This window comes from Acinetobacter sp. YH12064, from assembly GCF_013419735.1.
Taxonomy (GTDB): Bacteria; Pseudomonadota; Gammaproteobacteria; order Pseudomonadales; family Moraxellaceae; genus Acinetobacter; species Acinetobacter amyesii.
In genome coordinates this window covers 150,659-163,419 of sequence record NZ_VOZP01000003.1, presented here as the reverse complement: position 1 = coordinate 163,419, position 12,761 = coordinate 150,659, and the positions used below count along the sequence as shown (strand labels likewise).

At 41.9% G+C, this 12,761-nt stretch carries 9 protein-coding genes; all 9 read left to right on the top strand.

Features of this window, described 5'->3' with window-relative positions; translation table 11 throughout:
* Positions 1–81 precede the first annotated feature (81 nt).
* The 9 genes from FTU13_RS04115 to gltB all read left to right on the top strand — a co-directional run bounded on the left by FTU13_RS04115 (position 82) and on the right by gltB (position 12,704).
* Entirely contained in the window at positions 82–1,140 is a 1,059-nt protein-coding gene (locus FTU13_RS04115) for a pilus assembly protein PilM (protein ID WP_078192532.1), read from the top strand.
* Positions 1,140–1,826 (top strand): PilN domain-containing protein, encoded by a 687-nt coding sequence (locus FTU13_RS04110; RefSeq protein WP_078189382.1) that lies wholly within the window; start codon positions 1,140–1,142, stop codon positions 1,824–1,826. The genes FTU13_RS04115 and FTU13_RS04110 overlap by 1 nt, the downstream gene beginning before the upstream one ends.
* Positions 1,823–2,545 (top strand): type 4a pilus biogenesis protein PilO, encoded by a 723-nt coding sequence (locus FTU13_RS04105; protein ID WP_078192531.1) that lies wholly within the window; start codon positions 1,823–1,825, stop codon positions 2,543–2,545. The genes FTU13_RS04110 and FTU13_RS04105 overlap by 4 nt, the downstream gene beginning before the upstream one ends.
* Positions 2,542–3,069, top strand: coding sequence for a pilus assembly protein PilP (locus FTU13_RS04100; protein ID WP_078192530.1), 528 nt, complete (start codon positions 2,542–2,544; stop codon positions 3,067–3,069). Before FTU13_RS04105 ends, FTU13_RS04100 begins: the two co-directional genes overlap by 4 nt.
* Before the next feature lie 61 nt (positions 3,070–3,130).
* Entirely contained in the window at positions 3,131–5,257 is a 2,127-nt protein-coding gene (gene pilQ, locus FTU13_RS04095; protein WP_180127036.1) for a type IV pilus secretin PilQ, read from the top strand.
* A gap of 36 nt (positions 5,258–5,293) precedes the next feature.
* Complete coding sequence (gene aroK, locus FTU13_RS04090) at positions 5,294–5,839, top strand: shikimate kinase AroK (RefSeq protein WP_078189378.1); 546 nt, start codon at positions 5,294–5,296, stop codon at positions 5,837–5,839.
* 14 nt (positions 5,840–5,853) lie between these two features.
* Positions 5,854–6,936: a 3-dehydroquinate synthase gene (aroB, locus tag FTU13_RS04085; RefSeq protein WP_180126930.1), complete on the top strand. Its 1,083-nt coding sequence runs from the start codon at positions 5,854–5,856 to the stop codon at positions 6,934–6,936.
* 7 nt (positions 6,937–6,943) lie between these two features.
* On the top strand, positions 6,944–7,783 hold the full coding sequence (locus FTU13_RS04080) for a hypothetical protein (protein WP_180126928.1): 840 nt from the start codon (positions 6,944–6,946) through the stop codon (positions 7,781–7,783).
* A gap of 445 nt (positions 7,784–8,228) precedes the next feature.
* A complete protein-coding gene (gene gltB, locus FTU13_RS04075) occupies positions 8,229–12,704 on the top strand; it encodes a glutamate synthase large subunit (protein WP_180127035.1) in 4,476 nt (1,491 codons plus the stop codon).
* Positions 12,705–12,761: the final 57 nt, after the last annotated feature.

The window sequence follows — 12,761 nt, the reverse complement described above, 5'->3', positions numbered from 1 at the left end:
TTGTATCTGTATAAAATTATAGACCAATGCTAATTAGTGGGTTAATTTTTTTGGGGATAAAAAAATAATAGGAATTATATTGTGCTCAGGTTATATCGTAAGCCAAATAAGGGGTTAATAGGAGTAGATATTAGTTCGACTTCTGTTAAGGTTTTGGAACTTTCTGTAAAGAGTGGGCGGTATTGGGTAGAAAGCTATGCTTTGGTGCCATTACCAGAAGGAAGTGTTGTTGAAAAGAACATATTGAATCCGGAAGCTGTCGGTGACTGTTTAGAGCGCGCAATTAATTTGGCCAATACGCAGACCACTAATGCAGCTTTGGCGGTTCCAACGTCGATGGTGATTACAAAAATCATCGAAATGGACGCAGATATGAACGATGATGAACGTGAAATTCAGATTCGTGATGATGCTGAGCAATATATTCCGTTCCCACTTGATGAAGCGAGCCTTGATTTTGAGGTCTTGCCAGATCGTTTGTCCAACCCAAATCGTGTCAATGTTTTGCTTGTCGCTACGCGTATTGAAAATGTCGAAGCGCGTGCGGAAGTCATTCAGCTTGCTGGTCTTACACCAAAAATTGGTGATGTAGAAAGCTTTGCAATTGAAAATGCGTTTAAAGTTTTCTCAGATACTTTGCCAATGGGTGTGAATACCGTGGGTATTTTAGATATTGGTCATAGTATGACGACCTTATCTGTCATGCAGAATAACAAAGTGATTTATACCCGTGAGCAAGTGTTTGGTGGCAAACAATTGACACAGGAAATTCAAAATCGCTATGCATTGTCTTTCGAAGAAGCAGGTCGAGCGAAAAAAACACGTGCCTTGCCAGATGATTATGATATCGAAGTCTTAGAACCCTTTTTAGAAGCTGTCGTTCAACAAGCAGCACGTTCTTTACAGTTCTTTTTCTCATCTTCACAGTTTAACGAAATTGACCATATTTTATTGGCAGGGGGGAATGCCAATATTCCGGGGCTTGCAAAATTACTTCAACAAAAATTGGGTTACCGCGTCACGATTGCCAATCCATTCTTGCAAATGGGTTTTTCACCTCAAATTGATATTAAAAAAATTGAAAATGATGCCTCATCACTCATGGTGGCATGCGGTCTAGCATTGAGGAGTTTTGATTAATGGCAAAAATTAACTTGCTCCCTTGGCGTGATGAGCTAAGAGAGAAACGAAAAAAAGAATTTATTGCACTTTGTATTGGGGCTTTCTTAATTGGGGTAATTGGGGTTGGTTTAACATGGTTGTACTTTGATCACAAATTAAAAGATCAAGAACAAGCGAACCAATTGATTATCAGTCATAACCAAAACTTAGATGTTCAATTAAAGTCTTTGGATGGTTTACAGGAACAGCGTAATGCCATTATTGAACGAATGAAGTTGATTCAAGGCTTACAAGGTCAACGTCCAATCGCTGTACATCTTGTAGATGAATTGGTTCGTGTGACACCTGCCAATATGTACATCACAAAATTTGAACGTAATGGCGACAAATTTATGATCGAAGGGCGTGCGGAAAGTCCAAACACTGTTGCAGATCTACTGCGTAATTTGGAAGCATCACCTTGGTATCGTAATGCCTTCATGAGCTCATTCCTCGTGGCGGAAGAGAAAAAAGACAAAGCGCCGACGTCAGTGGTTCCTCGCGTAGAAGAATCTTATGGTGCATTTACTGTGACTGCTGATTTGGAGCAAATTGCGCAGCCGACCATTAATGATCCAGCAGCAAATGCAGGACAGTCAGCTTCATCGGCGCAAACATCTGACGCACAAACTGCAGCAACACCAACTCCGGAGGCTGCAAAATGAGTCGTGATGAATTTGAACAATTGAATCAAGATGCTGTGGTCATTCCGAAAAAGAAAATGACTTTTGATAAGTTTGTACAGCAGTTCAATACGCTAGATCCGAATAACTATGGTAGTTGGCCAATTTCAGTCAAAATTACATGTTGGATTTTTATCATTATCCTTGTGGCAATTTTGGGCTATTTCTTGGCGATTAAAGGCAAGATTGAAGCTATTTCAAGTGCCAATGCACAAGAACAAAATTTGTTAAATGAGTTTCGTGAAAAAGATTCAAAACTACGTAATTTGCAACAATATCAATTGCAGTTGCAGGATATGGAAGCACGTTTTAATCAACAGTTAGAACAATTGCCGAAAGAAACTGAAATTCCAGGTTTGGTTGAAGATATCAACTTAACAGGCGTGAATTCTGGATTGAAATTTAAAATTATTCGTCTTGAGCCTGAAGTGAAGCAAGAGTTCTTTACGGAACAGCCAATTCATATTGAGGCAACAGGTGATTACCACGCCTTTGGTTCATTTGTAAGTAGTATTGCGGGGCTTTCACGGATTGTGACTTTGCATAATTTAACGATTACAGCAACTGAAAATAAAGAAAAGAACTCAGATATTCCAAAAATTGACTATGTGATTTCTGCAAAAACATATCGTTATGAAGGGAATACTGAAAGTGCTGCGAAAGCTGCAGATTCAGCAAGCACACAGGAGGCTCCAAAATGAAAATGAATAAATTGGCACTTTCTGTGATGGTTGGATTTGTATTGGCTGGTTGTGAATCACGTATTGATGTGGTCAATCAAGAGATGGCAAATATACGCAATCAAGCGCCACTAGCGATTGAACCAGCGCCAGATTTTGTACCTGTCGAAACTTTTAATTATGCGGCGCATTCTTTAAAAAGTCCGTTCTTGCCAAGTTCCTTGGCAGCAGAACTTAAAATCATGGCAGGTAAGCGTGTTTATCCAAACTTGAGCCGTCAGCCTCAACCTTTGGAGAGTTATGCACTCGAAACCCTGAATATGAAGGGTAGTATGCGTAACCAATCTGGGCAAATATTAGCCTTGATTCAGACACCTGATGGTGAAGTTGAGCGTATTCAACGTGGAAGTTATATGGGGCTCAATCATGGTCGGGTGGTAAATATTACCCCGACTCAAATTGATTTGATTGAGATTATTCCGGATGGGCGAGAAGGATATGTAGAGCGTCCTAGAAGTCTCATATTAATTGGACCAGCACCTTAAGCTTAAAGGAATAAAAATGAAGAATAGTGTACAAGATTTTATTTTTGGGGATGGCAATACAATGAATCATGTGTTTCGTCAGTTTTCGATGGGGGCTGTTGCAATGGCGATGATGCAAGTTGCCAATGCTCAGGTGAGTGTAACCAATGTGGTACCAATGCAAATTCCAGGTCAAGGGACTGAAATTCGCGTGATGTTTAATGGCTTGCCGCCGCAACCACAAGCTTATCAACTCGATCAACCATCACGATTGGTTTTAGACTTTGATAAAGCACAGCAAAATTTAAAACAAAGTTCAATTCCTGTTGCAACGGCTGAAGCGAGCACTGTGGATGTGAGTTCGGATGCACAACGTGCGCGCTTAACTGTGAATTTAGCCAATGCTGGCGCTTTTACCACGCGTGTTGAAGGTAATACCTTTATTTTAAAAATCAACTCTGCACAAGCTGCAAATTATGCACAGCCTGTAGCACAACGTCAGCAACAGGGCATCTCAAATATTGGTTTCCACCGTGGTTCTAATGGTGAAGGTCAAGTTGTTGTTGATTTACTGGGTGGAAATACCCCCGTTGATGTTCAACAGCAAGGCAGTAAAGTGGTGATCCGTACTTTAGGCAATAAAGTACCTGCACATTTGACTCGCCGTTTAAATGTCAATGATTTTGCAACACCTGTTGCAACGGTAGATGCACATAATGATGGCGGTAATGGTGTGATTACCATTCAGTCGACGGGCAGCTATGAATATATGGCGTACCAAACTGATAATAAATTAACGGTAAGTTTGAAACGTCCGGAAGATAAGAATCCATTACGTCCTAAAGCTGCCAATCATTATACCGGTAAGAAGATTTCATTAGACTTCCAAGATATTGAAGTACGTCGTGTGCTGCAACTTTTGGCTGATTTTACTGAAATCAATATGGTTGCTGCTGATACGGTTCAAGGAAATATTACACTTCGTTTGAAAGACGTGCCTTGGGATCAAGCACTAGATATCGTATTGAAAACCAAGAATTTGGACAAACGTCGTAATGGTAATGTGATTTGGATTGCGCCTGTATCTGAGTTGATTAAAGCGGAAGAAGAAGAAGCGAAAGCGATTGCACAAAGTGTAAAGCTAGCTCCTCTTCAAACTGAATACATTCAACTCAGTTATGCTAAGGCAACAGACGTCGAAAAACTTATTACAGAAGGTCGGAATTCTAAAAACTCAAACTCAAACTCAAACTCATCAAATAGTAATGATTATACTGGTGAAAATGTCGGAAGTTTGCTTAGCCCACGTGGAACAGTTTCAACTGACCCCCGGACTAATACTTTAATAATTAATGATACCTCTACTAAAATTGATCAAATTCGTAAGATGATTGATCTTTTAGATGTATCGGTAAAACAAGTGATGGTAGAAGCACGTATTGTAAAAGCTTCTACCGACTTTACCAAAGAAATGGGTGTGAAATGGGGTCTCTTGTCTCAAGGGATTAACCAAAATGACCATTTATTGGTGGGTGGTAGTGATACTACGCTTTGGGACTTAAAAACACCGGATGATGATGGTAAATATACGATTCAGCGTCCAAGTAACTTAAACGTGGACTTAGGGGTGACTACTGCAGGTGCCAGTCGAATTGCGTTCGGCTTAATTAGTCTTTCTGATTTTATGTTGGATTTAGAGCTTTCTGCTTTACAAGCAGATGGTTATGGTGAAGTCATTTCTACACCAAAAGTACTGACAGCGGATAAACAACCCGCCAAAGTTGCATCAGGTCAAGAAATTCCGTATCAAACCATAACGGGTACAGGTTCAAATGCAACTTCTTCTACCGAGTTTAAAGAAGCTTTATTAAGTTTGGATGTCACGCCTAGCATTACTCCAGATGGTAAAGTGCAAATGAAGCTGAATATCAAGAGCGACTCACCAGCAGGTTATGCACAAAATGGTGAAATCATCCTGAATAAAAATGAAATTAATACCGATGTCTTAGTCAACAATGGTGAAACTGTTGTGCTCGGCGGTATTTTTAATCAGGAAACACAAAGTAAGCAAACTAAAGTACCGTTCTTAGGTGATATTCCTTATGTGGGTCGCTTATTCCGTAAAGATATGAAAAGCGATGCAAAAAATGAGTTACTGATTTTTGTTACTCCGCGAATTGTTAATGACAGTGTTACGAGAAATCATTAATATATTTTCAATTTAACAAAAGAAATAGGTGACTCCTTGCCAAGCAAAGAGTTTGAAACCCTACCAAATATCTATTTGGTAGGGCCAATGGGGGCAGGAAAAACAACCGTAGGGCGACATTTAGCAGAATTGTTAGGACGTGAATTTCTAGACAGTGATCATGAAATTGAACGTAAAACAGGTGCGACCATTCCTTGGATTTTTGAAAAGGAAGGGGAAAAAGGCTTTAGAAGTCGTGAAACGAATGTCATTGATGAGTTAACTGCAAAGAAACAACTGGTCTTAGCGACTGGCGGTGGTGCTGTGACTCAGCCCCCAAATCGTGAATTTTTAAAACAACGTGGTATTGTTGTTTATCTATATACTCCGGTGGAAATTCAGTTACAACGAACCTACCGCGACAAAAATCGCCCACTTCTTCAAGTGGAAAATCCAGAGCAAAAGCTACGAGATTTATTGGCTGCCCGTGATCCTCTTTATCGTGAAGTCGCGCACTATATTATTGAAACCAATCAAGGTGCTGCGAGAGATCTTGCGCAAAAAATTTTTAATTTAATTGTTTCACAAAATATATCTCGTTAGAAAAGGTTAAATTCATGCAAACCTTACATGTTGAACTCGGTGATCGTCGCTACCCTATTTTTATTGGGAGTGACCTTAATCCACAAACTTTACTTGAGCCTTATATTCAGGGTAAACAAGTGATGATTGTCTCTAATACCACAGTGGCCCCGCTCTATTTAAAACATTATGTAGAAGCAATTGAGGCATTAGGGAAAACTGTTGCGACATGTATTTTGCCTGATGGTGAAAAGTATAAAAATTTAGACCATTTGAATTTAATTTTTGATGCCTTGCTCGAAGCAGGCTTTAACCGCGATTGTACGGTTTTGGCATTAGGTGGTGGTGTTATTGGAGATATGACCGGTTTTGCCTCTGCATGCTATCAACGCGGTGTGTATTTTATTCAAGTACCGACGACTTTACTTTCTCAAGTGGATTCAAGTGTTGGTGGCAAAACAGGGATTAACCATCCACTAGGTAAAAACATGATTGGTGCCTTTCAGCAACCCCAAGTGGTTCTTGCGGATATGGCGCAATTAAAAACTTTGCCAGCGCGTGAACTTTCTGCAGGTTTGGCTGAAGTGATCAAATATGCGTTGTTGGGTGATGTTGAATTCTTAACTTGGCTTGAACAGCATATGGATGCTTTAGTTGCAGGTGATGCAACTTTGTTGGCTGAAGCGGTTTATCGTTCATGTGCCCATAAAGCGCGTATTGTGGCCAATGATGAAAAAGAACAAGGTGAGCGTGCGTTATTAAACTTGGGTCATACCTTTGGCCATGCGATTGAATCGTACTTGGGGTATGGTGAGTGGTTACATGGCGAAGCCGTTGCAACAGGGATGGTGATGGCTGCAGATTTGTCCCATCGTATGGGCTGGATCACAGTTGAAGATTTAGAGCGTACAAAAAAAATCATTTTACGTGCACAATTACCGATAGTTTGCCCTAAAATTCCGCTAGAGGAATTTTTGGCGTATATGTCCCATGATAAAAAAGTATTGAATGGGCAATTACGACTTATTTTACTGAAATCATTAGGTCAGGCCATCATCACCAAAGAGTTTGATGTCGAATTAATGAAACAGACAATTTTGGCAAATCAGGCAGAGTAGGTACATCATGGCAGCGCGGCAGTCTCAATGGCAAAAAGTTCATCACTACACATGGTTGGTGGGTGGAGCTGTGTGTCTGTTCGCTGCATTGGTTTTCTGGGCGATTACAGATACCAAAGAATTGGTTGAAGTTGAAAAACAAGCGGAAACCGAAGTCGATTTACAAATTCAGCCAGAGAAAGTGGCAGCAATGTCCCATCTTGGTGCATTAAATGACGAAGTGCGTCCGCTTGATATGACGACCCGTGTGGTTGCTACAGCTCAACATGAACCAGAATTTCGCGGCACTAAATTTATCAATGATTCTGTCAAGCTTTATGGTATTGAATTATTTAGGGTTTCTGAAGAAGATATTTTAAAAAGCTTCTTACGCAAGCAGCCTGAGCGTCACAAATTTATTTATCTACGTCTTTCTGGTGAAGACCATCCTGAGCAATACGTCATTTTAACAGGAGCATATTCGTCTCAAAATGATGCGAAAACTGCAATGTCGAGCCTCAATATTGCTTTGCCTGCATCAATTAAACCTAAGGTTGTGGAATTTAAACAATATCAAGCATATGTGAATGACTTAGGCGCGGAAGAAATGTCGTCGAGTCAAAAGTTATATGCTGTTAAATTAAAGTCTGTGCCTTTACCGAAAATTGATGAAGCTCAAATCGCAGCACGAAAAGCAGCGGCTGCAGCGACGGTAACAACTCCAGCTAATGCAACAACAAGTACTACTGTGACTCGCCGTGATGCTGAAGGGAATGTGATTGATGTGCAAAAATCACAAAGTAGTGTAGATGCACCACGTCCAAAACCTGCACCGGTAGAGCAAGAAGTAACCGATCCATTCAATTAGTTCTAAAATAGCGCAAGATGTCTTAGGAAAAGTCTAAACTGCACAGAAAAAGTGCATAAAATTATAAAAGAACAATTTAAATTATTTGTTATAACTAAAAAATGTTTGTAATCAGCCATCTTAGGAGAAAATGCATCAAGTTGGCATGTAAATTGCTTAATTGGTGCGTAAATTGAACTTTTCTCCCTGTTTTGGCGCGAAAATGATTCGATAAAAGTGCGAAGTCATTAATCCAGTCGTTATCCCTGATCTGAACTGCAAAAGCAGAAAATTTGACTTTTATTCATGCATCTAAGATGAATTCGGTTTATCTTAAGGGTGTGAATAAGAAATAATTTTGCTCGACAGAACAATTCATGTGAGTAAGTTAAGACGAATCGCAATAAGAAATTAGTTTGTTAAGTGCTCGAAAGAGCTGTAAAGAAAAGAAGGGTACGCTATGCACATGCCATCGCCTAATACTGTAGCTCCCGCTCAAGGTTTATACCAACCGGATGAGTTTAAAGATAACTGTGGTTTCGGTTTAATCGCCCATATGCAGGGTGATGCAAGCCATGATCTCGTCAAAACCGCAATGCATAGTTTAAGTTGTATGACCCACCGTGGTGGTATTGCCGCAGATGGTAAAACCGGTGACGGCTGTGGTCTACTCCTTGCTATGCCAAAAGAATTTTTCCGTGAAGAAGCGAAAAAACTCAGTGACATTACATTGAGTGAAATCTTTGCTGTGGGTACGGTATTTCTAAACCTAGACCCTGCATTAGCCGCACATGCAAAACAAATTTTAACCAAAGAAATCGAAGACGAAGGTTGTAAAGTCATCGCTTGGCGTGTTGTGCCAACCAATAACGATGCGTTGGGTTCAATCGCGATGCAGTCATTGCCTGCATTTGAACAAATTATCGTGAATTGCCCAATGGGTGTTTCAGAGGTTGAATTCAACCGTAAGTTGCTGATGGCACGTCGTCGTGCAGAACAACAGCTGACTGCTGACCCATATTTCTATGTAACCACTTTATGCTCAACTGTGATCAGCTATAAAGGTTTGATGATGCCAGCAGCCATTGCTGATTTCTATACCGATCTTGCTGATGAGCGTTTAAAGTCACACATTGTTGTATTCCATCAGCGTTTCTCAACTAATACCTTGCCTCGTTGGCCATTGGCTCAGCCGTTCCGTTACTTAGCACACAATGGTGAGATCAATACCATTACTGCTAACCGTAACTGGGCAATGGCACGTACACCAAAATTTGAAAACCCATTGTTGCCAGGTTTAACTGAGCTAAATCCAATCGTAAACCGTACAGGCTCGGACTCTTCAAGTTTAGACAATATGCTGGAAATCCTTGTCGGTGGTGGTATGGACTTGTTCCGTGCGCTACGCATGTTGGTTCCACCTGCTTGGCAAAACGTTGAAACTTTAGATGCGGACTTACGTGCATTCTACGAATTCAACTCGAAGCATATGGAAGCATGGGATGGTCCAGCAGGTCTGGTAATTCAAGATGGTCGTCATGCGATTTGTATGCTTGACCGTAATGGTTTACGTCCAGCACGTTGGGTAATTACTAAAAATGGTTACATCACCTTGGCGTCAGAAATTGGTGTTTGGGGTTATGAACCTGAAGACGTTGTATCTAAGGGTCGTGTCGGTCCAGGTCAAATTTTGGTGATCGATACCTTTACTGGCAAAATGCTCGATACTCGAGATGTGAGTAATCACCTCAAACGTATGCGTCCGTACCGTCAGTGGTTACGTGAAAACTCAGTACGTGTACAAGGCAGTCCAGAGCTGGAAGAATATTTATGTGATCAAGGCTTAAAAGGTGATGACCTGAAAGCTTCACAAAAAATGTTCATGGTGACATTTGAAGAACGTGACCAATTGCTTCGTCCAATCGCTGAAAGTGGTCAGGAAGCCGTGGGCTCAATGGGTGATGATACGCCAATGGCAGTATTGTCTCGTCAGGTGCGCCATGTGTCTGACTACTTCCGTCAGCAGTTCGCTCAGGTTACGAATCCGCCAATCGATCCATTACGTGAATCGATCGTAATGTCGTTAGAGACATGCCTCGGCCGTGAACAAAATGTATTTGAACAAGGTCCAGAGCATGCAGATCGTCTGATCATTTCAAGCCCAGTACTGTCAAATTCGAAAATGCATCAAATCCGTACCCTTGGTCGTAAAGGTTACGAGATTGCAGATATCGACCTGAACTATGCAGAAGATGAAGGCTTAGAAGCTGCCATCGCGCGTATTTGTGAAGAATCTGCGCAAGCGATTCGCGATGGAAAGACATTACTTGTATTGTCTGATAAGAAAATCCGTCAAGGTTTCTTACCTGCAAATGCATTGATGGCAACTGGCGCGGTTCACCATTATTTAATCAATGTGGGTCTTCGTACCGATGCCAACATTATTGTCGAAACTGGTTTAGCACGTGATGCACACCAGTTTGCGGTGATTCTTGGTTTCGGTGCGACAGCGATCTATCCTTACCTTGCATATGACGTGATTAATGACTTGATCTCGAAAGGCGAATTGTTGGGTGACCCAATTCATGCGCAAGCGAACTTCCGTAAAGGTATTGAGAAAGGCTTATTGAAAGTCCTTTCTAAGATGGGTATTTCTACTGTTGCCTCTTACCGTGGCGGTCAGTTGTTTGAAGCGGTCGGCCTTTCTGATGAAGTGGTTGCAAAATGCTTTACTGGCGTACCGAGCCGTATTAAAGGCGCAACATTCTCTGATCTAGAAAATGACTTGAAAAAATTGGCAGATTTGGCATGGAAATCACGTAAGCCAATCGATCAAGGCGGTATGCTGAAATTTGTATTCGGTAAGGAATATCACGCATTTAACCCAGACGTGATCAATGCACTGCATAAATCTGTGCGTTCTGGTAATTATGCGGACTTTAAAGAATACGCAGAGCTAGTGAATAACCGTCCAATCGCGACGATTCGTGACTTATTCAAGCTGAAAACAGATCAATCGATTGCACTCGATCAAGTTGAATCCGTAGAAGAGATTCTGCCGCGTTTTGACTCGGCTGGGATGTCTTTAGGTGCATTATCACCTGAAGCGCACGAAGCTATTGCAATCGCTATGAATACCATTGGTGGTCGCTCGAACTCAGGTGAGGGCGGTGAAGATCCAGCGCGTTACGGCACTATCCGTAACTCGAAAATCAAACAAATTGCATCTGGCCGTTTTGGTGTGACCCCTGCATATCTAACTTCTGCAGAAGTCCTTCAAATTAAAGTGGCACAAGGTGCAAAACCAGGTGAAGGTGGTCAGTTGCCGGGCGGTAAAGTGAATGGCTTAATTGCACGTTTACGTTACTCAGTACCGGGTGTGACATTAATTTCTCCGCCGCCGCATCACGACATCTACTCAATCGAAGATTTATCACAGTTAATTTTCGATTTAAAACAGGTTAACCCACAGGCGATGGTGTCAGTTAAGCTGGTTTCTGAGCCCGGTGTTGGTACGATTGCGGCAGGTGTGGCAAAAGCATACGCAGACTTCATTACCATTTCTGGTTATGACGGTGGTACAGCGGCTTCTCCACTTTCTTCAATTCACCATGCAGGTTCTCCATGGGAGCTTGGTCTATCTGAGGCGCATCAGGCGCTACGTGTGAACGATCTGCGTGGCAAAGTCCGTGTACAAACTGATGGTGGCTTGAAAACAGGTCTAGACGTTGTGAAAGCAGCGATTCTTGGGGCTGAAAGTTTCGGTTTTGGTTCTACACCGATGATCGCATTGGGTTGTAAATACCTGCGTATTTGCCATTTAAACAACTGTGCGACCGGTGTTGCAACACAGCAAGATCATTTACGTCAGGAACACTATATCGGTGAGCCTGAAATGCTGATCAATTTCTTCCACTTTATTGCGGAAGAAACACGTGAATGGTTAGCAGCGCTAGGCGTTTCAAGTCTGAAAGATTTGATTGGCCGTACAGATTTACTGGAAATGCTTCCAGGTGAAACTGAAAAACATGCACACCTTGATTTGAGCGCATTACTTCAATCGCATCCTGCGGCTGAAGGTAAAGCACAGTACTGTGAAGTACAAGGCAATGCACCATTTGATAAAGGCCTATTGGCTGAAAAAATGGTGGCAGAAATGCTGCCAGCGATTGAAGCAGGTACAGGCGGTGAATATAGCTTCACTATCGGTAACTGTGACCGTTCAATTGGCGCGCGTATTTCGGGTGAGATTGCAAAACGTTATGGCAACCTCAGTATGGAAGCGCACCCTGTTAAAGTTAAATTAACAGGGACTGCAGGTCAGTCATTGGGTGTTTGGAACGCCGGTGGTTTACACATCAGCCTAGAGGGCGATGCGAATGACTACGTGGGTAAAGGTATGGCTGGTGGTCGTATCTCGATCTTCCCACCGAAAGGTTCACCATTCCAAACGCAAAATACTGCGATTATTGGTAACACCTGTTTGTATGGTGCAACAGGCGGTAAATTGTTTGCTGCAGGTACAGCAGGCGAGCGTTTTGCTGTACGTAACTCAGGTGCGTTTGCCGTGATTGAAGGTGCAGGCGACCACTGCTGTGAATACATGACGGGTGGTATCGTGACTGTATTGGGTAAAGTGGGTCATAACTTTGGTGCGGGTATGACAGGCGGTTTCGCTTATGTGCTCGACCTCGACAATGACTTTGTTGACCATTACAACCACGAGCTGATTGAATTGAACCGTATCTCTACAGAATCGATGGAAGAACACAAAGAGTTCTTATGCCGTATCTTAGATGAACATATTAAAGAAACAGGTAGTGCTTGGGCGTATAAGATCCGCAACGAGTTTGACTTCTATAGCCGCAAATTCTGGCTTGTGAAACCAAAAGCTGCTAATTTGCAGACTTTGTTGAAAACAACTCAAGCTGATCCACAATAATTCCACTACTGCAGATTTGATAGGCAGGTTTAAGTCCAAACATGCTTACACCTACCC